18 protein-coding genes and 4 pseudogenes are annotated in these 24,956 nt (G+C 54.8%); 16 read left to right on the top strand and 6 right to left on the bottom strand.

Annotated features, from left to right (window positions below):
* Positions 1-16 precede the first annotated feature (16 nt).
* A complete protein-coding gene (locus AC5S27_RS18290) occupies positions 17-367 on the top strand; it encodes a hypothetical protein (RefSeq protein ID WP_493935996.1) in 351 nt (116 codons plus the stop codon).
* The gene (locus AC5S27_RS18285) at positions 324-1,124 is read left to right on the top strand and encodes a hypothetical protein (protein WP_493935995.1); all 801 of its coding nucleotides are present in this window, start codon (positions 324-326) and stop codon (positions 1,122-1,124) included. Before AC5S27_RS18290 ends, AC5S27_RS18285 begins: the two co-directional genes overlap by 44 nt.
* 598 nt (positions 1,125-1,722) lie before the next feature.
* Here the strand turns inward: AC5S27_RS18285 and AC5S27_RS18280 are convergent.
* Both AC5S27_RS18280 and AC5S27_RS18275 read right to left on the bottom strand, forming a co-directional pair.
* Positions 1,723-2,322, bottom strand: a complete 600-nt coding sequence (locus AC5S27_RS18280) for a hypothetical protein (RefSeq protein ID WP_493935994.1) — start codon at positions 2,320-2,322, stop codon at positions 1,723-1,725.
* Between the two features lie 211 nt (positions 2,323-2,533).
* Positions 2,534-3,738 (bottom strand): annotated as a pseudogene (locus AC5S27_RS18275) (IS3 family transposase).
* 931 nt (positions 3,739-4,669) lie between these two features.
* Here AC5S27_RS18275 and AC5S27_RS18270 point away from each other — a divergent pair.
* The 4 genes from AC5S27_RS18270 to AC5S27_RS18255 all read left to right on the top strand — a co-directional run bounded on the left by AC5S27_RS18270 (position 4,670) and on the right by AC5S27_RS18255 (position 9,026).
* Positions 4,670-5,611: a rhodanese-like domain-containing protein gene (locus AC5S27_RS18270; RefSeq protein ID WP_493935993.1), complete on the top strand. Its 942-nt coding sequence runs from the start codon at positions 4,670-4,672 to the stop codon at positions 5,609-5,611.
* A 25-nt stretch (positions 5,612-5,636) separates the two neighbouring features.
* A complete protein-coding gene (locus AC5S27_RS18265) occupies positions 5,637-7,217 on the top strand; it encodes a glycosyltransferase family 4 protein (RefSeq protein ID WP_493935992.1) in 1,581 nt (526 codons plus the stop codon).
* Positions 7,218-7,356: 139 nt separating this feature from the next.
* Complete coding sequence (locus tag AC5S27_RS18260) at positions 7,357-7,737, top strand: thioredoxin family protein (RefSeq protein WP_493935991.1); 381 nt, start codon at positions 7,357-7,359, stop codon at positions 7,735-7,737.
* 74 nt (positions 7,738-7,811) lie between these two features.
* Entirely contained in the window at positions 7,812-9,026 is a 1,215-nt protein-coding gene (locus AC5S27_RS18255) for a carboxypeptidase-like regulatory domain-containing protein (RefSeq protein WP_493935990.1), read from the top strand.
* A gap of 289 nt (positions 9,027-9,315) precedes the next feature.
* Here the strand turns inward: AC5S27_RS18255 and AC5S27_RS18250 are convergent, their stop codons facing one another.
* Positions 9,316-10,878: a VWA domain-containing protein gene (locus AC5S27_RS18250; protein WP_493935989.1), complete on the bottom strand. Its 1,563-nt coding sequence runs from the start codon at positions 10,876-10,878 to the stop codon at positions 9,316-9,318.
* Positions 10,879-11,241: 363 nt separating this feature from the next.
* Here AC5S27_RS18250 and AC5S27_RS18245 point away from each other — a divergent pair.
* Positions 11,242-11,595 (top strand): annotated as a pseudogene (locus AC5S27_RS18245) (IS3 family transposase); the annotation flags it as partial.
* A 434-nt stretch (positions 11,596-12,029) separates the two neighbouring features.
* Positions 12,030-12,236 (top strand): annotated as a pseudogene (locus tag AC5S27_RS18240) (DUF1738 domain-containing protein); the annotation flags it as partial.
* Positions 12,237-12,250: 14 nt separating this feature from the next.
* Here the strand turns inward: AC5S27_RS18240 and AC5S27_RS18235 are convergent.
* Both AC5S27_RS18235 and AC5S27_RS18230 read right to left on the bottom strand, forming a co-directional pair.
* On the bottom strand, positions 12,251-14,359 hold the full coding sequence (locus AC5S27_RS18235; RefSeq protein ID WP_493932671.1) for a recombinase family protein: 2,109 nt from the start codon (positions 14,357-14,359) through the stop codon (positions 12,251-12,253).
* The gene (locus AC5S27_RS18230) at positions 14,328-14,552 is read right to left on the bottom strand and encodes a hypothetical protein (RefSeq protein WP_493932670.1); all 225 of its coding nucleotides are present in this window, start codon (positions 14,550-14,552) and stop codon (positions 14,328-14,330) included. Before AC5S27_RS18230 ends, AC5S27_RS18235 begins: the two co-directional genes overlap by 32 nt.
* Before the next feature lie 279 nt (positions 14,553-14,831).
* Between AC5S27_RS18230 and AC5S27_RS18225 the strand changes: the two are divergent.
* The 7 genes and pseudogenes from AC5S27_RS18225 to AC5S27_RS18195 form a co-directional block, all read left to right on the top strand.
* Positions 14,832-15,587, top strand: a pseudogene (locus tag AC5S27_RS18225) (zincin-like metallopeptidase domain-containing protein); the annotation flags it as partial.
* Complete coding sequence (locus AC5S27_RS18220) at positions 15,587-16,003, top strand: DUF6908 domain-containing protein (protein ID WP_493935988.1); 417 nt, start codon at positions 15,587-15,589, stop codon at positions 16,001-16,003. The pseudogene AC5S27_RS18225 and the gene AC5S27_RS18220, both read left to right, overlap by 1 nt.
* An 82-nt stretch (positions 16,004-16,085) precedes the next feature.
* Positions 16,086-16,859 (top strand): ParB/RepB/Spo0J family partition protein, encoded by a 774-nt coding sequence (locus tag AC5S27_RS18215; protein ID WP_493935987.1) that lies wholly within the window; start codon positions 16,086-16,088, stop codon positions 16,857-16,859.
* Positions 16,860-16,959: 100 nt separating this feature from the next.
* On the top strand, positions 16,960-17,955 hold the full coding sequence (locus AC5S27_RS18210) for a tyrosine-type recombinase/integrase (RefSeq protein ID WP_493933133.1): 996 nt from the start codon (positions 16,960-16,962) through the stop codon (positions 17,953-17,955).
* Entirely contained in the window at positions 17,952-20,369 is a 2,418-nt protein-coding gene (locus AC5S27_RS18205; protein WP_493933132.1) for a tyrosine-type recombinase/integrase, read from the top strand. The genes AC5S27_RS18210 and AC5S27_RS18205 overlap by 4 nt, the downstream gene beginning before the upstream one ends.
* A gap of 252 nt (positions 20,370-20,621) precedes the next feature.
* A complete protein-coding gene (locus AC5S27_RS18200) occupies positions 20,622-20,948 on the top strand; it encodes a PadR family transcriptional regulator (protein ID WP_493933131.1) in 327 nt (108 codons plus the stop codon).
* A 56-nt stretch (positions 20,949-21,004) separates the two neighbouring features.
* Positions 21,005-23,623, top strand: a complete 2,619-nt coding sequence (locus AC5S27_RS18195) for an ABC transporter permease (RefSeq protein ID WP_493933130.1) — start codon at positions 21,005-21,007, stop codon at positions 23,621-23,623.
* 345 nt (positions 23,624-23,968) lie between these two features.
* On the opposite strand, the gene AC5S27_RS18190 is transcribed toward AC5S27_RS18195, so the two are convergent.
* Complete coding sequence (locus tag AC5S27_RS18190; protein WP_493935986.1) at positions 23,969-24,394, bottom strand: hypothetical protein; 426 nt, start codon at positions 24,392-24,394, stop codon at positions 23,969-23,971.
* Between the two features lie 27 nt (positions 24,395-24,421).
* Here AC5S27_RS18190 and AC5S27_RS18185 point away from each other — a divergent pair, with 27 nt between their 5' ends.
* Positions 24,422-24,928, top strand: coding sequence for a hypothetical protein (locus tag AC5S27_RS18185; RefSeq protein ID WP_493935985.1), 507 nt, complete (start codon positions 24,422-24,424; stop codon positions 24,926-24,928).
* Positions 24,929-24,956 lie beyond the last annotated feature (28 nt).

Genomic DNA, 24,956 nt, shown 5'->3' with positions numbered 1-24,956 from the left:
AGCGGCGACAGCTCTGATGATAGAAGCCGAAGAAGAAGAGGCTGCTGCACTCGCGGCGCATAATAGGGGCGTAGATGATGCTGCAGGTGTTTATCTCAACAAAGTAGGAAAGCTTGAAGCTCATCACATAGATCCTAAGTATCTAGGAGGAAATCCCAAGGGACAGACAGTAGATATCGACGCCGCGTATCACAGCAGATTACGAATGAATTCCGAAATCAACATCCCTACGGCACTGGGCCTGTCTCTCCGGAAAAATTGGAACAGATCAAGCAAAATGTTTATACCAAGTACCCACTTCCACCAGAGAAGAAGTGACAACTATGCAAGCTCCTATTCAAACAAAAGTTATGTCCGATCTCAGTAAGACATTGGGATCTCGAATAAGGCGGATAAACCATCGAGATGTTAATGTAACTTTGCGCGGCGGGACAGGTTACGACGGAACATTCACTGAAGAGATACGCTGTACGCTTGGCGCGCTTCAAACTGAGATTAAGTTCAATGGTGAGATTGTCGCTTCAAAGATTAAGATTGATGTAGAAGCAGGAGTGTGGTCGATCAATCGGAGCGACAAAATTATGTCCACCCGAATGATGCAGTCTGGAATTACTGCCGTGAGAGATTTGCCTTTATTCGTTCTAGAGCCGATTCGGGAGAAAGCTATCTCGATTTGGAACTCTGTAAACTTTCATAAATTGCTCAGTTCACTAAGCTTGGCTCAAGAGGAGAGCTTGCATTTTTATCGAAACGCGGTAGTTCTATATGCTAAAGCGGATGATGTCGATCGAGTTATTGTCCGGCTCAAAGCCCTTGCTGGGTTTTTGAGTCAAATGACTACCGATCATAGGCGACCTACAAATATGGTTAAATTGCCTAAGGCTTTTGAATATTTGGCTGATTTGGCCCAGGCTTGGGCAATAAGCGACGATGAAGATAGAAGCGCGAAAATGGATGGCTCAACCTTGAAGGATCTAAGAGCGCTCGTCGACAGAGTAATGCCTAGGATATCCGAGATAAACTTATATCTCTCTCATTACGCTGGCAGCGGAGCAGAGGCGCTTGAAGCGTTAGCTGAGGCGGCTTGCGAGGCCAAACTATATCTGGATAGGGACAAGCAATAAAGTCGTATTGCGAGATATATTCCTGATGAGATGAAGGTAGGAAAGTACGCGGTAGATCCTTGAGCAGAATTCGGAGATCAGGCGGTGAAGTCGGCCAGAAAAGACAGCTTGTCACGGACCAAGATGTAAGTCTTTATGGAGCGCGGCGGTCAGATGCCTCTTGCCAACTTCGGCCACTTACTTATGTAAGCAAGTCTGATAACAGAACTTCTGTAATGTGGATTTGGAAGAGCAGATAAGAGCGACTCGGTCCCTGCCCTCGAGATCCGAAGGCAGAAACACCCCTAGCTGGTTTAGAGAGCTACTCGGCCAGCCACAGTTCTCTTCTTTGCGGAGCCATGACCAGGCTTTTTCGATCGCTTTGGCGAAACGACCACGATTGATCCGTCGGCATTTTTCCTGAGTAAATGCAATGACACGGCTTTCGCCACAACATCCCTCGGACCGATCTCAGATGGTAGCCGACCAGCATGCGTCTCCCAAAACGAGGCAACGTTCGACAATAGGCTTTTGTACGAATCAAAACGCTTCGTGCCCAGTGTTTCGAAGATGGAAGTCGTTGTAAGCATGTTCACTTCTCCATTATGACGCAAATCTCTCATGAACGCGCACCTCTCTTTTTCGACGCTGACACCTTTTTGGCTTTCGATGTAGACACCCTCTTCGCCTTCGATTTGGGACCCTTCTTGGCTGCCACCAGAGCTTTTTTCATAGCCGAGATCACATCGGCCGCGGTCATTTTATTCTTTTCGGATGTAAATGCATGCATATGAACGTCATCCACCCACGCGGCATCTAGTGACCGGAGAAGTGAGGACATTTCGGACGCCGGGCGGAGCCCTTTTCGTGTGCGAACAATCAGAACACTGGATCCATCGGCGGCTTTCGTAAAGGGCTTGAAACGATGGATCGCGATCAGGATGTTCTGCTGCTCTCGAAGTTTCCGTGTTGCGCGCTCAAATGCTTCCAGATCATCGGTTTCTCGTGCGGCCAGGGCGTTGATTTCTTTCCGCTCTTCGTCTGTCAGATCGCCCTTCCGCTTCCAAACACTCAACAAGTTCGGCTGACGCTCCAATATGACAGCGCGTGAGGCAGCCAGCAGGTCTTGACCTTCGGTTGGCTTTGCTTCCCGCATAACCTCGAGCCACCAAGGATCGTCATGACGCGAAAACGCCTCGAGGAGCGAGCGGGCTTTCACGCCGTCAGACGATTCATTAAGGATCGACTCCAGTTCTGTCAGAAACGATCGAGATGCGGACGTTCCTAGTGCGTTCACAGATGCAAATCGAAATGCGGCTCCAATTTGAGCCGACTTATGGTGCCGTGTCAGCACCTGGTTGCTTCGAGCGCGAGAGAGGCAAAAACTCTCAAGCGCGTGCCATGCCCGATGCTTTGCACCAGTGAGATTGTTAGTGTAGCGCAGCGTTTGAGTTAGTTATCTCGCCGCAGTCGGGGGTGTGGAAAAGTGGGAAGAGTTCTTTGCTTTCCACTTTTCCATACCCCTGGGATGTTTCTGTCAGCCAGGCTTCCGGCGCGGGCGGTCTGTAACCCAACGAGGAGTGTGGCCTGACGGTGTTGTAGTGGACGCGCCATCGTTCGGCCAGCACGCGTATTTACTTCATAGAGTAGAAGATCTCGCCGTTCAGGAATTCGTCTCTGAGTTTCGAGTTGAAGCTCTCGCAGTAGCCGTTCTCCCACGGTGAGCCTGGTTCGATGTATAGTGTTTTAGCTCCAGTGGCAGCCAGCCATTTGCGCAGATCTCTGGCCACGAACTCAGGGCCATTGTCTGAACGAAGGTGCTCGGGAACTCCCTTCAAGACCATCACATCGGCCAGAGCCGCGATCACCCGGGCGCTCGACCAGCTCCGTTCGCATCGGATCATCAGGCACTCCCGACTGTGTTCATCGATTAGATTTAGCATCCGCACGGTGCGTCCATCGTGTGTTTTGGCGCTGACGAAATCGTAACTCCATACATGGCGCGCACGCTCCGGCGGGAGGCGTACGCACGACCCATCGTTAAGCCACAACCGCCCTTTTGGCTTCTGCTTCTTCGGTACCTTCAGCCCTTCGCGACGCCAGATCCTCTCCACCCTATCCTTGCCTACTCGCCATCCGTCTCGCTGAAGCAGCGCCGTGATGCGGCGGTACCCATAGCGGCCATACTGGCTGGCCAGCACGATGATGGCCTGGGTGAGTCGATCTTCGTCTCCCCGCTGTGTCGGCCGATAACGCTTTGTGCCGCGTGGTTGCTTCACCAGTTGGCACGCCCGCCGCTCGCTCATGCCTTGTTCCTGCGCATGATTAACTGCACAACGTCGTCGCTCAGGGCTTAGAACTTTCCCGAGGCGATGTCCTTCAACACCAGCTTGTCCAGGCTTAGCTTGGCGACCAGCCGCTTCAGCTTCGCGTTTTCCTGCTCCAGCTCCTTCAGACGCCGAGCCTGATCCACCTGCAGACCGCCGAACTCCTTGCGCCAGCGATAGTAGGTCTGCTCGGTGATCAACGCCTCTTTGCTGGCCTGCGCCGTCGTCTTCCCATTCGCCACCGCCACTTCAATCTGCCGCAGCAAACTCACAACCTGATCAGCCGTATGCTTCTTTCCTCGTGCCATGAATGGCTCCTCTCATACCAGTTTGTCTCATTGACTCTGGTACAAAAGCAGCCGGGCATTCCACCTTCGTCACCCTTGACCCATACGCGTATACCGATGTCCTCGGCATCTTGCTTGACGCCACTTGATCCTATTACTTCTTCAGCGCGATATCGGAAGAATCAATGACCGGCTGGATGCTTTACAGATCCCGGCTGCGCAGGCAGCTAGTACCCCTACTTCCGACGCTCCCAGGGACAGATCACCCTAACGCTTCACAGAAGTGACTTGGAAGCGAAAGACCACAATCGAGTGAGTTTTCACGTGCCATCCTTCTTGAGAGAAGTAGAAAGCACACGGGATCATTTTTTGGTAGATGGTAGAGTCATATGAGCTTAGAGACGAGGAACGCCGCCAACTACAGTAAGCGCGAGAGACGTTAAGAGCTATTTAATAGTTAATAAATACTACAGGATTCAACAGTAATATTCCTTAGAAAGGTCTTGACAATGACCTCAAACAGAGAATATGAATACGAGGCAGCTAACTCTCGGAGGTTGCAATGCCAATAGACAAGCGATTACTAGCCATGCGTGCGTTGAATATTGCTTTGGTGGGTTATGGCCTTAGCTTAGCGTTTCCTTCTAATGTCGATGGCCAATGCTACAAGTGCTCAAATGCGGGAACTTGCGTGACATACACCGGCGGTTCAGGATCGACGGGCACATCATGCCAAAACCTAAGCGGCCCTACTGGCCCTTATTGCCACATCACCGGCGATAGCTGCTAGGCTGTAGCCCAATAGGCACGAAGAGTGGCACTTGCAAATGCTTGATTACGCTCCAAAGAGCGTAATCAAGCATATCCACAGACCTGTCCACACACAACACCCCCATAGGATTCGATCCGAATGACATTCCGCGTACACCGATTCCTGCGGGAGGTAGCGTTTGTGGGCATTCCCGCTTTGATGCTGTTTTCATTTCAACGCTTTAGTTATGACATGCTCCATCCTTCGAAGCACCATATGCAGATTGGAACAAACGCGAAAACGTTCCGACTCCCACCTTTTACTGCGCAGCACACTTATGTCCTATTTGTTGATCCTCAAGAAGAGTATTCGCAAAAGAATCTTGCTTTTCACCAACGATTAGCAGCCCTGGCAACTCAAAAAGGTATTCCACTCTGGGTAGTTGTGCCAAACAAAGCGGCAGTAGTTTGGTACAAGTCGCGGCTCGCACTTCCTAGTTCACACTTTGTTGTACAAAATTTAAATAGATTGGATATTGTAGGAACTCCCGTTCTGATCTTGGTAGACAGTCACGGCATTGTCGAAGGATTTTGGGAGGGATTGCTCACAGACATCTATCAGAGTGCCATGCTTGTTCGGGCCGAGTCCGCGAATCATATCATCTCAACTCCTACATTGAAATCTGGAATGTCTATTCCCGCCGCCAACGTGCCAGAGCTTCACATCAAGCTAGGTTCTAAATTGATTGAAACAGTATCGAAAGGTAGTGCCGTGCTAAGTGCGGTAGACGGATCGGAGGATCTTAAGGAAGAATTTGAAAAGAAAGAAGGATCAACTCGAGTTGTGACTGATGACGAGCTTTCCAAAAAGGTTCGCGAAGGTCAACTGGTAGATGTGAGGGATACTGCTGAGTTCAGGCAGATATCGCGAGAGGGTGCTGTCGGTATCCCCCTAAATCAACTCCAAGTGCGTGGGCCAGTTGAGCTCGACAACAAGAAGCCAATACTCGTGGACTGCTCCAAAATAACGATACCCGTCTGTGACATGGCTGGGTACACGTTGATGGTCCAGGGCTTTGACTCCGTCGGTCTCGTAGATCGAGGTGCAAGCGCTGCTAGCTGCAAAATCAAACCCACTGATTGACCGTTGTACACCCGACCCGAGGACTATGTATTTACTAAGTTTGTTTGAAAGTCAAATCTCAGGCTCATCTTTTTCCTCTGCCGATCGCAATGGTGCAACAATTGCAGAGGGCGCTCTAATCAACTCTGCGCTCAGATATGGTGTGGCTAAGGGCCTATATGTATTGAGTGCATCCTCCTTGAGCAAACCGACTATGGGTTCGGAGGCGCCTGCGCCCTTCCCAACGCCACATAATCACACGAAATATGTTTCCTATGCATCATTGGCTAACGACTCTTCAGAGGCAAAGTCAGAGAAAGTAGCATTTGTCGGGATTCGTGATTTTCCATATCTAGCACATGCTCGCAGACGCTTTCATGTTCCCCTCCCAATATGCACGCTCATTCACGCCGTGCCGTTTGAGGACATGTTGAGTATCTATTTGGCCCTAGTAACATTCGCGGAGCCGTACGACTCAATCGTGGTTTCGAGCAAGGCAGGCGAATTTGCCGTTCGAGAGGCACTTAGCCAAGTTCACGCTGTTATGCAGGATCGAACAGGACGCGAACTGCCGAATACAGTGGACAATCTGATTCATACCCTGCCCCTTGCTGTCCAGGAAGAAGCCTGTAATCCGTTTTCCGTTGAAGCAGCGCGACAACTGATAGGTTTGGATGAGCAACAACAGGTCGTTCTATATCTTGGTAGACTTTCATCTACCTACAAGGCAGATTTGGAACCACTAATACTGAGCTTTGCGGAGGTGTGTCACACACATCCTCGCGCAACGATAGTTATTGCTGGAAATGAAGTAGAGCCGGGGTATGCTGGCAGGCTCGAGTTTCTCGCTATGAACTATGGGATCCGGGACAAGGTAAAAGTCATAACAAACTTTTCGCCTCTCTTGAAGACGGCTCTCTATGCTGCGGCTGATGTCTTTGTTTCACCTGTGGATAATATTCAAGAGACATTTGGCTTGTCGCTAATAGAAGCCATGGCTGCAGGACTTCCGGTCGTTGCCTCAAACTGGAGTGGATACCGGGATATTGTTCTTGAGGGAGTGACTGGCTTCTTGGTTGATACCTGGATGGACACGCAGGATCTGGAAGATGCATATGGAGCGGATGTAACAAGCAGACTATTGCTGATGGAAAAGGAGTTCGCGTCACGGACTATACCAGATGTAGCTCAAATGACTCGCTGTCTGAACACACTGCTAGCTTCTGAAGACTTGAGGCGCACGCTTGGCCAGGCGGGCCGCCAACGCGTGAGAGATCATTTCACGTGGTCTTCGGTGATGGAAAAGTATCGCGTGCTGTGGGACCACCAACTGGCTATATCCAGACAGACAGCAGGCACTCCTAAGAGACCAACATTGGATTTTAAGGCTGTTTTTCAGCAGTATCCGAAAGCTAGAGCACCACTCTCCAGTCTTTACGCAAGGTATTCTGCAGCGACGTTAACGGCACTAAAAACAAATACTTTCAATGAGAGCTTAGCCCCAGAGATCGAAAATGCTGAAATGGAAGTGCCGCAGAACATAGGAGAGCTTCTCAGGTGTGCTCCTGATGATCGTGCTCTGGTGCTTCGACTTCTTAAAAAAGGAGCCCTGCAGATCATAGGGTGACGGGCGCATCTAATTGCCAGATCTTGTTAAATCGACGACCAATGCTAAAACGCATGCGCAAGTGGGTATTTTCATACTACTCATCGCTCTCTGTGGGGGCTTGTACGTGTATAGACAGAGAAGTTTGCTAAGGGTAGACATGAGCCATTATTCCCTAGCAAGGCTTACTCCCGCATACGACTGGTCACAGCATCGAGCGACAGTACTTATCCTCGTGCGGGAAGGTTGCCACTATTGCGAGGCAAGCAAACCTTTTTATACTCGACTTCTACAACTGGAAGCCGAAGGAAACACTCAAGCGCATGTAGTATTTGTAGCTACCAACATCTCGCGTGCTGTTGTGCCCGATATAGCAACAAATGATCGAATGTACGAAGGCGACTTATCAGCGTTTGGGGTGGACGGCACGCCGACAATATTAATAGTCAACAATGATAGCGAGATCAGTTCAGCACTTGTTGGAATGCTGTCGGATCACCGTCAGGACGCGGTAATTGATTTTCTTCGCAGGATCAAATAAAGCCGCTGTGTGAAGGCGGCAGGAGAGCACATTTGAGCCGCCTTATAGACGAGGTTCAAAGGAGGACAACAAGATTGAGAAATAGTGACAAGCGGATTCTACCTGAATTCACAAGGGTAAGCATACTTCTGGTCTGCCTATTGGCCTATCCGATCTGCTGTCGGAAACTGGTCGCCCAGACAACTTCGGCAATCACCGGTAGGGTATTTGGTCATGTTTTTTGTACAGATACCAACACGCCTGCCAAATTTGCAACAGTCACGCTGCAGCCAATTCCAAATGTATCTCACGGAAACGCAGCTTCTCAAGGCAATGAATCGTCAAGGGAGGTGTCGAGAGCAGTTACTACTGGGATCGATGGAGCCTTTACTGTGGATGGTGTCAAACCAGGTATTTATTATGTACTCGCTGAGTTACCAGGATACACTTACCCGACATCCCAGTTCACCGAAGAGGAGCTTGCCCATCCAACGGAAGATATCCTTGACAAACTGAATAAGGAACTTCCTAGAGTAAAAATCGACGGGGCACAGCCGGTTCGGGCGGAAGTACAACTTCAGCGGGGTGCTGCTGTCAGCGGGGTTGTGCGATATGACGACGGAAGTCCGGGGGTCGGCATTTCCATCATGCTGCTCCACAGGCAAAAAGACGAGAGTTGGGGGGCTGATACTCGAGGCATGACGCAACGACTTTTATATGAGGCGAAGACAGACGATGAGGGACGCTTCAGAATTTCGGGTCTGCCAGCAGGTGAAGTAGTGGTCGGCGTAACCATGCGACTAGTGGACATGGATATCGAGCCCAGGAGTTTTCTGGGTCCTCCGCTCTCTGTGAGGACTTCACATGAGCAGACTGTAAATGTATTCTCGGGTGACGTGTTTCGCGCAAAAGACGCTAAACCAATCAAAATGACGACCGGTACTGAGATGACTGACAGAGACATCGTAATCCCGCTGGCTAAACTGCACAGTCTGTCTGGAACGGTAGTTTCAGTTGGTGATGGACATGCGCTTAATGGAGGTAACATAGATCTTCTCTATTCTGACGATCAGACTAGGTCGCATACGGCGAAGATAGAACGTGACGGTTCTTTTCATTTTGCGTTAGTTCCAGAAGGAGATTATTCGTTATCTGTGCGAGATGCTGGCGATGGAGAATATGGTTCAAGAGGGCAATGGAATTTGCTTCAAGCGTACTCCACGGAATCGCAACCTATCAGTATTCGCGGTGATACCAGCGATGTAGTTGTGTTGGCAAAGGCCAAAACTCGTACAGCAGTGTCACACTGACAAGCCTAGGAGCTTGTTGAAAACGTCGGACGTCACACGCATTGAGTAAGCGTGCAAAGGGGAGCTTCGAACGCTTACGTTCGGCGGCGCTGTTTCGATCCCAACGTGCCATCATCGGTGTAGCCGTATGATAAGTGGAATCGCCTCACAAGGCTGAGGCCCCATTGATGGGTTCTTTGCTTTTGAGCAAGCCTTTCGGTTATGGTTTATCGTTTTCTGTCTGTCGAGGAATGACAGGGGGGACGAAGGAGGGCAAGGGCGCTTGTAAGCCAGGGTGGAAGTCGCGGGTTCATCCTCCGGGAGAAATTTTCGGGGTAGGGATAGGGGGCGCGATCACCGAGAGAGCGTCTATGGCTTGGCGGTTCAGATCCGTGGCGCCTATGCTGCCGCCGTCTTCAGCCTGGGCGGCGATGCGGATGGACCGGGCGTTGTAGGGAAGGCGGAGGGTAATGGAGGTTCTCAGGTTCAGGTGGGCTAATGCTACCTGCTCCTGCGTGGTAACCGAAAAAGCGATGCCCTGAAGTTTGGAGGTGAGGATCTGGTGGGTTGAGGAAAAGCTGGCCGCGATGAAGATAAGATTGGCGTTGCTTTTACCGTCTTCGGTGGATTCCCAGTGAATGTTTTTGGATTGGACGATGAGGGTGACGTTGACGGTGCGTGACTCGGTATGGCGGACGATGCTGTCGACTTTAATGGCCAGCCCGGTGTAGGGAATGGAGGACTGGACCGCTTGAGAGACGTTTAGAATGGTTTGTTTTTCCGCGTCAATCGGGTGGCTCTTGTCCGGGGCGTAGTAGCCCGCTTTGGTGATCACCTGCAGGTTCGGGTTGCGGAGGGTGACGCGGATGCGACGGAACTTACCGTCCGCGTCGGTGGGTGAGCCGGACTCACTTGGCTGATAGGTGAGGGTGTAGTATTGGCCGCCCATGCGCTGCGATTGACGGATCAGTTCGTCGACATCGTTCTCGTTGTAAAAGAGCTTGCCGCCGGTTTCATTGACGAAGTCCCCGAAGTTGATATCGCCCCCGAAGGGATCAAGGCCTGTGGTGGTGTCCGAGCTTTTGGATCCTGGTAAGGCGTTTAACTCCTGGACCCTCAGGCCAGGGAAGATGAGAAAGAGGCTGATGCGGGCATCGACGAGCATGTTGGTGGTCTCGTGCGCGAACCGCTCAAGTTTGTCGACGGAGTAGATGTTCCGCCACGCTAAAACGGTGCCGGGGCCTCCGCGGCCGATCCAGATGATGTTTTTGCGGCCGGTGATGCCGTTGTTTTGGAGTGCGATCTGCTGGAGGGCCTGGATGGACTGGAAGAAGCGCTCATCTTTGAAAGCTGCGACGTTTTTGTAGGGAATGGCGGTGGGGACATGCTTCAAAGCGAAAAGGAGATCGTTGCGGCTGCGCGTGTATCCCTGGATGAGTTCCAAAGAGTGATTGCCGAGAAGCATTAACTCCGCAGGGGCGGACAGGTGCGAGGGTTGGTTTTCCAAGTACTTTTGCACCTGGTCGCATAGGAACGCGAAGTCTTCCAGGCTAGAGTTGAGCTGGTCGAGGATGAAGATGGTGGTGGCGCTGCCATCCGGAGTGTCATCCGAGGAGCGCTTATCGGCAGCGTGGGATTCTGGCGCTTCAAAGGAGAAAATGCGCTGCGGGCGCTTGTCTTCGGTGATGGAGAAATCATCTTTGGTGAGGCCGGAAGTAACTACATGCCCCTTCTTGTCGACTACTGTGACATCGAGAAAGACGAGAGTGGTCGTGGATTGAAGGGTGAGTATGGCTGTGTTCTGCTGAGGCTGACTTGGGGAAACACAAAGAAGAACTACAAGGAATAAGAGTGTGGCGTCGCGTAAAGGCATAGCTAGCCTCGGAATTACCTTAAGCTTCAATCCGAATTGCACCACATCCTGACTTAATCGGCGCAATATCAACCGTCCAGTTGCATTGGAAAGAAGCCCTGATACCAGCAACCCTGGTTTGCAAGCTGTGTTAGGCATACCGACCTCGGACATTAGACTACATGGGGAAACTTCGATAAAGGGAATTATACGTACCTTTGTTAGAATTTAACCATTCACTGCAGAACCGCCAAATCACTTTTTGAGCTTTGGGACAAACTCACCACTTCCGCGTTGCTCCCGAGTTGATCGGTCCCGGTATTTCTGAGCCAGTTGAAGTGTTAGTCTTTCGGCAAAACCCAACTTGATAAGGGGGAGTTGCTGATGAAAAAGAAGCGATTCAGTGTGGAGCAGATGATCGGGGTATTGAAGCAAGCGCAGGTAGGCGTTCCAGTCGCCGAGGTGATCCGGAAGGCGGGGATCGCGACATGGGCCGTCGGTAGAGCACCTGGTGCGTTGCTACCGGGTAAGCGAGCGGCGAGCGTGCCGGGTTCTTTGCATGACTCGCGGCACGTACCGCTACCGCAGCTACTGCGATCCACGGACTGAGTTGCGGATGCGATCCGCGAAATTGCTCAGGCGAGGGTGCGCTATGGATGTCGCAAGATCCGCGTACTTTTGAACCGCGAAGGCTGGGAAGTGGGCAAGCATCTGGTATACCGGTTGTACAAGGAAGAAGATGAAGCCTGCGGCGAGGCGCAAGGCCGTGCGACAGAACTGGCTGGGGTAAGGGAAAACCCCTTGCCCCAGCTCCAGCCAACGCCGGCAAAGAACCACCGGCTTCGTCTTCCGACTCCCCAATCCTGCGGGGACACCCCGCAACGCCCCCAAACATAAGTGCGCTAACGCGCATAAGCACGGTAGACAAGCCTGCTAAGGGGCCAGCCCCGTCGCGCGCCACAAGGGGATCCCCAATCTTCCGCGCTGCGCTTGTGCAGACCTCCGCTTCGCTTCGCCCTTTCCGTTCCGGCTGCGCCTCCTCTCCAAGGGTGGGGAGACCCCTCCCCTTGCACCTTGCTACCCCCGCCTTCGCCAGGTGGCGTTCGGCATATGGATGCCGCGATTCCATTGCGGCAAAGACAAAAGCCAGAACCAAGGAGAGCAAAACCACCATGAAGAACACTCTTAACGCTAACGTCGCCACCCTTCCCACCGAACCCAAGCCGCAGACCAGCAAAGAAGTCATCGCCGCCAACGTAAAGCTACTCATCGAGCAGCTTGAGGCAGGACACTCGGAAGGACTCACCGCCTACCTCACCGCAATGGGTAAATTCCATAACTATTCGTTCGGGAACATTCTCGAAATCGCCCGACAGAAAGCAGTGACATAGTGCTACACCTCGCTGGAGTCAATAAACATAGGGGTTTGGGCGTTGCTGGTTACGCGCGATGGAGATCGGCGGCCCGTGTGGATGAGACGGACGGCTCTATGGACGGCTGGCAGCGTGAGGTGAGCGCGTTCGATCGTCCACGGGGCGAACTTGACGATTTGTTTTGCCGGTAAGATCTTTCGTTCGATCAATTGGCGAACCGACGCCTGACTGATACCCAGTGCGACGGCGGCTTGCTGCATCGTGATCCAGAGGCGCTGTTCCGGCGGCGGACATGCCGGAAATCCCTTGGTATGTCGAACGTGCTGCACACGCTTCTCCGTCCAAGTGTTAGCGTGACCCGTTCGATAACCCAACCGATTCAGGATAGACACGATGGCGCGGTCGTCGCAGACAAGAGCGAGTTCACGAATCAACTCCGTTACTTCTTCCGAGTTGACGTTGTTATGGTCGCCAGTCCTGTTCTTGCGCACCGTCAGTTGCGTGTGGGTACCGCCAGCCCAGTGCAGCTTGAGATGGACGGCGGGAGGCTCATCGGTGGTATCGGCGACGACTTCCTCAAGCACCGTTCTGAGGACGCGCTTCTTCAACGCCATCGGCGAGCTGGGATGGTCCCACAAGCGTTCGAGATCGTCGCCGAGCGTGAGCAACTGTTCCCGCTGTTCCGGGGTGAGTTGAAGTGCCGATGCGGTCGCGTCTTCCAGGCGGCGCTCCAGATCGTCGGCATGAGTCAGTGCGTTGTTCCATCGCTTCTCCAACTCTGCTGCGACGAGACGGTTCTCCGGCTCTGTTGCCTGGTACTGCCGTTCGATACGGCTAGCTTCATAGCGTGCCTTCTGGAGTGCGAGTTCGAGCGAGCGCCGCTTCTCATCGGTTCGGTTCTGGGTCTGTTCGAGCGCATCGAGCGCGGCCTGCACGCCGAGAGGGCGCAGGGCTTCGAGCACCTCGGCTGCGATCTCCCGGTCGACTCGCCAACCAGCGAAGGTGATGCAACTGCGCTTCAACTTATGGGCGCGGTCTCCGCTGCACTCGTAGCGCGGCAGCGGCCCGTCCCGCTTGCTGGAGGTATAGAAGACCTGAAGCGCGCGGCCACAGCGTGCGCATCGCAGCAGTCCCGCCAGCAGTGCGGGCCCGTTGCGCGCCGCGCCGCTCAGTCCTCCCATGCGGGCGTTCCATCCTGCGTTGGAGCGAATCTGTTGCTGGTTGCGCATAAACTCTTCCCACGTTATATACCCTTCATGGTGGTCCGGGATGACGACCTCCCACTGGTCCTGCGGTCGAGCGTGACCGCGTGTCTTGCGGGCGCGGCCCTCGACGATGGAGGTGCGCGTATGCTTCCTGCCCCAGACGAAGACGCCTGCATAGGCCGGGTTCTTGAGGATGCCGCAGAGGCTGGAGTAGATGGGTTCGATCCAGACCGTCTTGCGGTTGCCGGACTCACGCGAGAGAACGGGAAGGGGAAGCTTTTCATCGCGGTACCAGAGCAGCACCTGACGCACGCTGCCCAGCTCATGGAACTTGCGAAAGATACCGGCGATGGCCTCCTGCACCTGGCGGTCGGGCGTCTTCTCTATCCCTTCCTCTTCGGTGCGGACGTAGCCCAAAGGCACTTGCGTCATCACCATGCCGCGCCGCACCTTCTGACGATGCGCCTCCATCGCCCTCTGGCGCAGCAGACTGATCTCGAACTCGCTCATGGTGCCCTTGAGACCGAGCAGAAGCCGGTCGTTGAGCAGACTGGGATCGTAGACGCCGTCGTGGTCGATGACGAGTGTCCCGGCCATCGCGCAGAGATCGATCAGGTGATGCCAGTCGCGGTTGTTCCTTGCCAGACGCGAGGCCTCCAAAGCGAAGACGGCGCCGACCCTGCCGGAGCAAACGGACTCAAGCAATCTGCCGAAGCCGGGACGTTCGACCGAACCCGTTCCAGTGCGGCCCTGGTCTTCGTCGATCACGACGACACGCTGAAAGCCCAGTGTCTGCGCACGTTCGCGAAGGTCGTACTGGCGACGCTGCCCTTCAAGACGTGTCCGGACTTGTTGCATGGAGGACTGCCGTACATAGACGCAGGCCTCCCGATCAATGTGAATGGCTTGAATCTTCTCGCTCATCGCTCTCCTGTTCTGCGGGGGTTACGCCGCTCATGGTTCGGAGCAGCATCTGGCTGAGCAACTCGCGACAGCGCACCTGCGCTGTCTGCGGGAGCTGCTGGGGCTTGGTCTTGTCCCAGGGAAGAGATCCCTGGCGTGGTGGGCTCACCGAATGCACCTCCTGGCGAAGATGCTTCTGAAGGTAGCGAGTCATCGGGGCAGCCGTCTTCTGGCTGGGTGTCGATCAGAGAGCGCAGGGCAAGAAGCGCGGAGAGCGCTATCACTGGTCGTTCGACCACCGCCATGCCGCGGCAATGCTCTTCATCGAGCATCCATGCGGGAACGACAAGCTGATCGCCGCTGGGAAGAAGCAACTGAAGCTGGTTCCGAGGCTGCCCGGAAAACGAAACGCGCCGAACTAGCGTTACCGTCCGCCCAAACTGAGGATGATGCGCATAGTGAATCGTCAGAGAAACATGGGCAGTGTGTGAGTGCTTCGCAAATGCCAGCCGCATCGAGAGTAGCCGGGATGTATGCGTGGAACCAGCTTGGCCGCAGGGTGAAGAAGGGACAGAAGGGCATCCGCATTCTAGCCCCCTTGATGGGCACCAAACGCAAGAAGGATTCGGAAACCGAGAAGGACACACCCTACCAGTATCAGCCCGTGTTAGTCGGATTCCGCGCCGTATACGTGTTCGACGTGAGCCAGACCGAAGGGGCAGAGCTTCCCGACCTGAAAGAGCGCGTCAAGGGCGACGTTGGCGAGTACCGCGAACGCATGATCGACTTCATCCTCGCCCAGGGGATCGAGCTTGAATTCAAGGAGAGCATCGCCCCCGCTTTAGGCGTGAGCTACGGAGGAAAGATCGCTATCCTTCCCGGCCAGTCCGCAGCAGAAGAATTTTCAACTTTGGTCCATGAGGCGAGCCACGAACTTTTGCACAAATGCTCTCGCCGCACCGCTACCACCAAGACGGTACGGGAGACAGAAGCCGAGGCAATCGCCTTCGTTGTCTCGCAGACCATCGGACTAGACGCAGGACACGCCAGCGTCGACTATATCCATCTTTACCACGGAAACGCGGCACTTCTAGCCGAGAGCTTGGAAGTCATTCAACGCACATCGGCCCTAATTCTCTCGGCAATCGAGACCCCGGCAGTCGAGCAGGAATCGACCAACGAGACGCGAGCCGAGCAGCCCACCACCTCAGAGGACGCCAACGATGCAGCACTTGCGGAGGTGGCGTAATGCAGACCCTCCTCGAAATCCTCAAGAAAGCTGGAGGCTGGAATCCCAGCCTCTATCTCAAGATCGAGAACGCGCCGTATATGGCGCTCGTGATCGAAGCGACCAGCGAATCAGGCCCCAGCGGACTTCCTGCAATTTCCGTAGCCCACTACGGCGAACAAAACGGCGACCTGATGCGCGACCCGGAGATGTGTTTCGAGCTTGGCACTGCGGACGGGCCGCACCTTGACCCGTTCTATTTTCGAAACGATTACATAGGCGTAGAGCAGTGGAGCCGCACCATCGAGCGCGGCCACAACATTCGCCTATCCCGTTTACACGAGCAACACAAGCAATTCGCCAAGGAGTGGGACAACAACCTGCGTTTGCAGGGCTTCGGCGGAGCCTTCGAGCGGCAGCAGACCCCACGCGCCTAAACCCTTGTCCGCAGCGGAGCGGACACAGGGCATCGTGTCCGCTCCCTACCCAAAGTTCTCAACCCGCCCAAGGAGGGCAATCATGCAAAACAGCAGCGCATTCCAATTTCTCGCTCTCGACACCATCCACGAGTCCGCCACCAACCCCCGCAGGACGTTTGAAGAATCGAAGCTTCATGAGCTTGCCGAAAGCATCCGGCAGCACGGCCTCATCCAGCCCATCACCGTGCGCCCGAACTCGGAAGGCTTCGAAATCGTAGCCGGAGCCAGACGTTTCCGCGCCGCGCAACTGGCAGAGCTTTTTGCCATCCCCGCCCGCATCGTCGAACTTACCGATGCACAATCCCTTGAATGGGCGCTGGTTGAAAATTCTCAACGCGTCGACGTTCATCCTTATGAAGAGGCGCAGGGATTCCAGCAGTTGCTAAACATTCCCGGCTATGACGTAGCAGCCTTGGTTGAAAAATCTGGCAAGAGCGCAAGCCACATCTATGCCCGTCTCTCACTCTTGCAACTCATCCCCGAAGTAGCCGAGGCGTTCACCCAGGAGCGCATCACCGCCAGCCACGCTAACCTAATCGCCCGTATCCCGCAGGAGTCGCAAGCCGAAGCCTTCGAGCAGTGCTGGCGCAAGGATTGGAAGGACGACGAAGCCCACTTGCTACCCGCCAAGTTCCTCTCCGCTTGGATACAGAGCAACCTTTATCTCTCGCTGGCCGATGCGCCGTTCGACCGCGAAGACCCTACCCTCAACCCCGCCGCCGGAGCTTGCAGCACCTGCCCCCGCCGCAGCGGATACAACACCGCACTTTTTGCAGACGTGATTTCTGACCAGTGTAAGTTATGTGGAATCTGAGCAACCGCAAGTATTTTCTGCCGGATCGTTGCCGCCGCGCATCCTGACACCCTTCGCACCGCCGTATCTGTTCTTATTTGATCTCCAGAAGGAGGTCTACTTGCCATTTGAGTTCGTTGTCCATCCTATCCGTTGGGACCGTTGCCCGCTGGTTGCGGCGGACCCTCATGCCAGCTCGTGGCTCACGTTGCAGTCGCATCGAGGCCTGGCTCTCAACACACTGGACGCCTACTCACGGGCTTTGGAGCGGTATCTAGCTTTTCTGAAGGTACGTTGCGTCGCATCCATCTCTGCAACCCGTGGCGATTTGGGTCTTTATCTCGCTGCGTTGCACGGTGGCGAGAGCAAGTTGTCCAACGCTACGGTTCAGCAGTTATTAACAGTAGTTCGCCTGTTCCATGCCTATCTGATGGAGGAAGGAGTACGTCCGAACAACCCCGCGGCGCAGACGGGCAGTGGACGTGGCATGGTTGCTCGGCATCATAAGCTTCCCTGGATACCGAACGAAGAGGACTGGCATTCGATTCTTGCTTCAGCACGTCAGGAGTCGATTCGTAACAGGACCATGTTGGCGTTTGCCTATGATGCAGGGCTGCGTCGCGAAGAACTCTGCAGCCTTGAGAGCAGCGACATTGACCCGGCTCGGCGCATGCTCAGGATTCGCGCGGAGAGCACCAAGGGACATCGCGAGCGCGTTCTTCCGTACTCCGCTTCAAGTGGCGAGCTGCTTTTGCGGTATCTCGAACACCGCCGAGCGTTGGGCAAGAAGCGTGGTCCGCTCTTTCTGTCTGAGTCTCGCCGTAACTACGCCAGGCCGATTTCGATATGGAGCTGGTCGAAGATCGTCCTGCAGCTTGCACGCAGGGCTGGCATTGAGCGATTCTCGACGCACACTCTTCGCCACCTCTGTTTGACCGACCTTGCCCGCGCCGGTTGGGACATTCATGAGATCGCCAGTTTCGCCGGCCATCGCAGCGTGCAGACCACATTGCTCTATATCCATCTCAGTGGCCGCGACCTATCTCTGAAGCTCGCGGCAAGCATGGCGCAGATCCATGCCCGTCGCGCACAGATGCTGTCGGAGGTGGGCCAGTGAAGCAGAAGAGAGTACGAAGAGATGGCAAGCCATGGCATAACAACATCGGCCTATGGTACGAGACATTGACGACTGCAGAACGGAAGCAACTCGTCCAGAAGTGCGCGCGAGCGCAGTGGGGACCGGAAAAGGAGAAGCCGAAGAAGGCCGACGACGGCCCGTGGGTTTGGCCGCTTGATCTGGACCGATACGATCGCTCCAGCACGCTAACCGCCGACGAAGAGGACGTGCTGACTCGCTACGCAGAAGCCTATCGCTTCTATCGGTATGGGCGAACGATGGATTTCGGACCGTCGCTCAAGAGACTGGTGCAGCCATTGAACGATGCTCTGGACTACACCGGCATCATCCCCAACCAGCGTAAGTACGTATTGCTGTTTTTTCTTCGAGAGATGGCGGAGCGCAAGCTGTCCTTTTGGGGATGGAGCTCCGAGGAATGGATCGACTCCATAGACCGACGGCAAGCGGGACGTCAGCACATCCTGGCGATTGCCTACCTGATCTGTGGATTCTCCGACCTGCACCGCCTCAAGAGCGACCACCTCGTCTATTCGTGTCTCGCCCGCAAGGTGTTTGGCCGCGAGTACATGAAGACCGTGGCGGAACGTGTGCAGGCGTTGCTCCTGGAGTGGGGATATGCGAAGGCTGGCACACGCAACAACGTCATGCGAACTGCTTTTGAGGCTTTGCTGTTCATCCGCTCGCCCCACCTCGGCCAACTGACGGTCGAACATCTTGAGGCTACCATTGCGCGTCGACCGCGCCGGATCGGAAGCTGGTGTATTGTTGCCTTTTCGCGCGTGTTGGCCAGCATGGGTACGATACCCGAGGCGATGGAGATTAAGCGCCCGGTCTTGGACAAGAAGTCTTCCCCCGCACTTACCACTGGTGTGCCCGCGGAGTGGGTCCGGCTTTGTCGCATCTGGTTTGACCGCTCCGTGGATGCGAAGCGTTCCAGAACAAAGAGCTATTACTTTCTGCTCAACGTCGGGCGGTGGCTCGGTCAGACGCATCCAACAGTCCTGTCACCCGCCGACTGGACCCGCGATCTTGCCGCCGAGTTCATCTCCGTTGTCTGCCAGTGGCATGGCGGCGATTGGTGCAGCGTCGATCCGGTGCATGTCAAGAGCCGCGGTAAGATGCTGGCGCCAGGCACCCGGGCGGATCGCATCTGCTCGCTTCGCATTCTCTTTCGCGATCTACAGGAGTGGGAACTTATTCCGCGTAGGTTCGATCCCATGCGGCATCTGACCGCCCCGAAGAGTCTGACCGCACTGATCGGCCCCAACCCCCGCGTGATCGCCGACGATGTCTGGGCCAAGCTCGTATGGGCCGGTCTAAATCTCGTAGCAGAAGATCTTCCGTATAAAGGTCCCTCGCGGCGTAGTCGGCCGCGTCCGACCAGCTATCCAATTCAGATGTGCGGAGCGCTCGCAGTCATCTGGCTCTTCGCTGGCCTTCGCAACAACGAGATCCTCCGTCTGCGGGTAGGCTGCATACGCTGGCAGCGGGACGATGCCACGGTGCCAGGCACAGGCGAACTCCTTCCCGCCGATGCCGTCTGTTTGCTTGATGTCCCGGTCAACAAAACCGGAAAGTCGTTCACCAAGCCGGTTGACCACCTTGTTGGTGAGGCCATTTCCGCATGGGAGAAGGTGCGTCCCCAAGGCACAAAACTACCGGATTGGAAGACTGGCGAGGTCGTCGCCTTCCTCTTCTTGATTCGGAACACGGCCATAGGCAAGACATACATAAACAGGACCCTCATCCCGCTGCTCTGCAAAAAGGCTGGCGTTCCGCTCGCCGACGTTCGCGGCAACATCACCACGCATCGTGCGCGCTCGACCATCGCTTCACAACTCTTCAACGCGAAAGAGCCCATGACGCTCTTCGAGTTGCAGGAATGGCTTGGCCATGCCAGCCCATCCGCAACCCAGCACTATGCTAAGATCACTCCGCTCAAGTTGGCCAAGTCGTATGCCGACGCCGGCTACTTTGCCCGCAACCTTCGCGCCATCGAAGTCCTGATCGACCAGGACGCGGTTCGCGCTGGCGTGACCTTAAGTGAGCCGTGGAAGTTCTATGATCTCGGACACGGCTACTGCACCTACGATTTCTTTGAACAGTGTCCACATCGCATGGCCTGTGCGAAGTGCGATTTCTACATGCCGAAGGACTCTACCGCCGCTTTGTTGCTGGAAGGCAAAGAACACTTGCTGCGTTTGCTGCAGGAAATCCCGCTCGGTGAGGCAGAACAGGCCGCCGTCGAGGACGGCATTTCCGCCTACGAAAAGCTGCTGCTCAAACTAGCGGATGTACCAACACCTGCTGGCCCGACACGGCGGATCTCTACGGGCCTCGTGCAAATTACAACCGTAAGGCCGACGTTAAATGTCGCGGTCCTACAAGATTGAGAACGTCTCGATAGTAAAGATCTGAAGTAGTATGACGACTCTCCGTGGGACGATTCGGGAAGGGTAGGCGTATCACGTCGAAGAACTGGTCATGGAAATCCACCCTGCATACTCAGAATACGCAAATTACCCTTCATTGAGCTGGCCTCATCAAGATGAGAAGCAGGCTTCCGAGTAAAGTTACGGCGCGTATTGACACCCCTATACAACTAGGCGTATCGTTCATCAGATTGAGCGGTGCAGGTGTATCGAATGGCTAAGAACGATCTGCAGGGCACGATGGATCTACTGGTATTGAAGACTCTTGCGCAGATGAGAGAACTGCATGGGTATGGGATTGTGTTGCATATTCAGCGGGCTTCTGCGGAGCTGCTGCAGGTTGAAGAGGGTTCTCTTTACCCGGCGCTGCATCGAATGGAGCAGAGTGGGTGGATCAGCTCCGAGTGGGCAATGACGGAGACGAATCGCAAGGCGAAGTTCTACAAGCTTACGGCTCAGGGGCGTAAGCAGTTGCTTGCGGCGGAGGAGAGCTTTGAGTACCTAGTGAAGGGAATTCGCGCGATTCAGTCTTATGCATGAGTCGTTTGTGCGTTTTTATTTAAGAGCATGTTGGTTTGAGGTGCTGAATGTCTCTGATGCGCCGTATTCAAAATCTCTTCCGTCGTGACGCCGTCGAGAGTGAGATCAATGCCGAAATCCTCGCGCATCTTGAGCTGCGCATTGAGGATAACGTGACGCGTGGGATGACGCTTGCGGAAGCGCGCCGCGATGCGATGCTGCGGTTTGGCAACACGACTCTTATCAAGGAACGGACGCATCGTTCGGACGCTGCGGTCACGATTGAAAGCGTCTGGGCGGACGCGCGATACGCCGTGCGAAAGTTGCGCAACTCGCCTACTTACAGCATTACGGCGGTATTGACGATTGGACTTGCAATTGGAGCGAACACGGCGGTGTTTACCTTAGTGCATGCGACTCTTCTGCGACAGTTGCCCTTCGATGAGCCGGCCCGCGTATTCGACCTGGATAACTTCTATAGAGATGGGCTAGCGCCCGACATGAGTTCCAAGAATTATGAGAGTGCTTTCAACGCGCAGGCTGCGAGCTTTAAGACGATTGAGGCGGCTTCGATGTACTCCTCAGGCGGTGTCAACTTCAGCTATGAATCTAATGGTTCACAACGGCTGCAAGCCTCGGAGACGAGCGCGCGTTTCTTCGATGTGCTTGGGGTTAAATCTTGGCTTGGCCGTGCGTTTCAGGCGAGCGACGACGTTCCGGGAAACGACGCGGTAGCGGTGATCAGCGACCGACTCTGGCACAGCAAATTCCACGGTGAGACTTCTGCGTTAGGTAAGACGATCACGCTGAATGGGCAGACGTTCAAAGTGATTGGCGTGATGCCGAAGACGATGGATTTTCCCTCTAATACTGATGTCTGGACGCCAACGATATTTGACGAGAATACCTTTTTGCGCGAGGGCGGGGCATACATGACGTGGGTGATTGTACGGATGCGCGATGGCGTGACGCCAGAACAGATGCGCGCAGAATTCACGGCTCGTGCTCAGAATCGCAATGGTAATCAGAAAATGGCGGAAGATCAGATACCAGTGCTTAGTCCTATTGCAGGCAAGCTAACCAAATCTATCCGGAGTTCACTTCTTTTGCTAAGCGGGGCCGTGACGTTGGTGCTGCTGATCGCGTGCGCAAACATCGCTGGACTTACTCTGGTACGCACTGCTCAGCGCAGGGCGGAGTTTGCTTTGAGGGCTGCGTTAGGTGCTGCGCGAGGGCGGTTGGTGCGACAACAGTTGATCGAGTCGGTGACCCTTGCGTTGGCGGGGGCTGCGATTGGAATTCTATTTGCGAAGTTGGCGTTACAGTTGCTTTACGTGTTCAAGCCTGCAGCATTGGAGAACTTTCCGCGGCCAGCGATTGATACCGGAGTACTGATCTTTACAGGCTTGATCGCGGCACTGACGGGCCTTGCGTTCGGCATGATTCCCGCCTGGCAGGCGAGTCATGAAGACCCGGCAACGGCGTTGAAGGCCGGGGTCTGGCGAGTGTCTAAGTCGGGCGCGCGGCTGAGGAAGATTTTGGTTGCCGGGGAAATCGCGACGGCCTTTGTACTGCTCATTGGAGCGGGGCTGATGATGAGAACGATAGTGAATCTGAATCGGGTTCCGCTGGGTTATGAGACGCGCAGTGTTTTGAGCTTTTCGATATCCTTGCATGGCGCGCCATACGCGGTGGAGAAGACAACGCCCGCGTTGGCACAGTTCTATACGAATGCTCTTGGACGCTTAGGTCAATTACCTGGAGTGAAGTCCGCTGCCGCGGTCAGTACGCTTCCGCTGGATACACGGGCTGATATGGAGTTCCCTGTTCAACCGGACGGTACCAAAACTGGGCGGCAAACAGCAGCCCCGCGTATTATCAGCAGCGGATACTTCAGAACGATCGGGACGCCATTGATTGAGGGCCGCGACTTCAATGAGCGTGACACGAAGACGAGTAATGCGGTTGTGATTGTCACCCGTGATCTGGCGGAGAAATTATGGCCGAATCAGAATCCGCTGGGACATACGATTCACTGCGCATTCTTTTGTGAACAGAACCCGACAGTGATCGGGGTGGTTGGCGAGAGTCGACGGTTTGGTCCGCGAAGTGAAGCGTTAGCGCAGTTTTACGTTCCCTACACTCAACGCGATTGGACTTATATGACCTTTGTGCTGAGTAGTGAGGAAAGGGCGAGTATCCTGGCTCCGTTGGTGCGAAGTGTTGTGGCGGCTATTGATCCTTCGCAACCGATCTATGACATGAAGACGATGAAGGAACGGCTGGATGATAACCAGTCGCTGGTGCGGTTTGAGATGTTTGCGCTAGGGTTCTTTGCAATGCTTGCAGGGTGCCTGGCATTCGTTGGACTGTATGGGGTCATTGCTTACACGGTGACTCAGCGAACGCATGAGATCGGATTGCGGATTGCGCTGGGGGCGCAACGTAGGCGCATCCTATTGGCAGTCCTTCGCGAGGGCGAGGTGATGGCTGTGAGTGGAGCTGCAATTGGCTTGATCGCTTCTCAGGTGCTTACGAAGCTGATAACGGCGACTCTTTATGGGGTTACGGCGCATGACCGGGGGACTCTGGCGTTAGCCGTGTTGCTGTTCCTTGGGATTGCGTTCCTGGCGAGTTTCATTCCGGCGCGACGTGCGGCGTCGGTTGATCCTATGGTGGCTTTGCGGGCGGAGTGAACGGCAGTGGCAGAGTAAGGGCGATAGTAGGGTGCTCGTCTCAGGTAGCGATCTTGTCTTGATACGTAAGTGCTGATACCTCCCTATTGGTGGTGGTGTTTGAAATGTCGTGACGGGCGATACGACTATTAGGGTGATTTATGGGGACCTCACGACAACATTCGTGAATGAACTCCGCAATATGATGTTCCGGGCAGATTGTAGTCGGCTCGGAAGTCATTCCGCCAACAGATGATCTCTGGGTGGCGACGAAGGTCATGCGAAACGGGAGTTCCATTAAGTTCCATTTCGTCTCCCCCAGGATGCGCGGCGGCAACGATCCGGCGGAAAATACTTGCCAGTTGCTCAGATTCCACATAATGCCTTGACGGAAAATGCTTTCAAACCAAGATCGCGGAGCATATCGACCGTCAGATCGCAGCCCGTCCCGACCTCATCCAGATCGAGAACGGATGGAGAAACGCCAAAGAGCAGCGGCCCGGAGCCGTCCAGCGCAATCAGTTCCGCGAGATAGAAACGATCATCGAAAACCCCGATGCCGAGCCAGTCTCGCCATGCGCCGCCGCGAGGACTGCAATCATCGTCTACGGCAAACGCATCGGCACCACGACCACGGTATGCACGGACGACAACTGCCCGGTACACGACCCACAAGCGGCGGCAGCACAGGCCGCCAATCCCGCCCCCACCATCGCACCCGCCCCCGAAGCTGAATCGGAAGAAGAGGCCGAGGAGCGTCAACGCAACTACGAACAGCAGCGGAAGGAGCACGAGGAAGAGCAGGAGCGCAGAGCCGAGGTGCGCAGGCAGGAAGAAGAGCAGAGACAGCAGGAGTATGAGGCCGAACGCGCCCGCAAAGAGGAACTCAAAAAGACGCGTATCGCCACTTTTGAGCGCATTGTCGAGAACGCCCCGGCCACTTTCACCGCCGCTCAACTTCGGGTACTTCTACGCGGCATCGTCAACCTTGACCCGTACACGTTCACCGACGACCTGGCCGAGCAAATCACGGGGGAAAACGAGAACGAGCAGCGCACCGCCGAGGAGGTTCTGCTTTCCGCTATCGATGGCCTCGAAGACTCGAAGCTTACCGGCTTCGCCCTGCGTCTCGCGCTTATTGGACACATAGATACCCCGCGCGAAGGCGAGTTCGACTTTCTTGCAGAGGCCGAGGCTGTCTTTGCACCCCTACAACCAAAGAACGCGGCCAGCAAAATGCCCAAGGTGAAGACGCCGACGCCGATCAAAACGACCTCCAAACCCGCTCCTAAGAAGACCGCAGCAAAGAAGAAAACCGCAGCCTAACCCGCAGCGGGAGCCAGGCCAGCGGCTC

The organism is Acidicapsa borealis, from assembly GCF_059115245.1.
Note: the sequence above shows the minus strand (reverse complement) of the source record. Positions and strands in the feature narration are given on the sequence as shown.

Coding starts and splice junctions, on each gene's coding strand:
- AC5S27_RS18290 (WP_493935996.1), top strand. CDS start 17: ATGATAGAAGCCGAAGAAGAAGAGGCTGCTGCACTCGCGGCGCATAAT.
- AC5S27_RS18285 (WP_493935995.1), top strand. CDS start 324: ATGCAAGCTCCTATTCAAACAAAAGTTATGTCCGATCTCAGTAAGACA.
- AC5S27_RS18265 (WP_493935992.1), top strand. CDS start 5,637: ATGTATTTACTAAGTTTGTTTGAAAGTCAAATCTCAGGCTCATCTTTT.
- AC5S27_RS18260 (WP_493935991.1), top strand. CDS start 7,357: ATGAGCCATTATTCCCTAGCAAGGCTTACTCCCGCATACGACTGGTCA.
- AC5S27_RS18250 (WP_493935989.1), bottom strand. CDS start 10,878: ATGCCTTTACGCGACGCCACACTCTTATTCCTTGTAGTTCTTCTTTGT.
- AC5S27_RS18235 (WP_493932671.1), bottom strand. CDS start 14,359: ATGAGCGAGAAGATTCAAGCCATTCACATTGATCGGGAGGCCTGCGTC.
- AC5S27_RS18230 (WP_493932670.1), bottom strand. CDS start 14,552: ATGACTCGCTACCTTCAGAAGCATCTTCGCCAGGAGGTGCATTCGGTG.
- AC5S27_RS18220 (WP_493935988.1), top strand. CDS start 15,587: ATGCAGACCCTCCTCGAAATCCTCAAGAAAGCTGGAGGCTGGAATCCC.
- AC5S27_RS18215 (WP_493935987.1), top strand. CDS start 16,086: ATGCAAAACAGCAGCGCATTCCAATTTCTCGCTCTCGACACCATCCAC.
- AC5S27_RS18200 (WP_493933131.1), top strand. CDS start 20,622: ATGGCTAAGAACGATCTGCAGGGCACGATGGATCTACTGGTATTGAAG.
- AC5S27_RS18195 (WP_493933130.1), top strand. CDS start 21,005: ATGCGCCGTATTCAAAATCTCTTCCGTCGTGACGCCGTCGAGAGTGAG.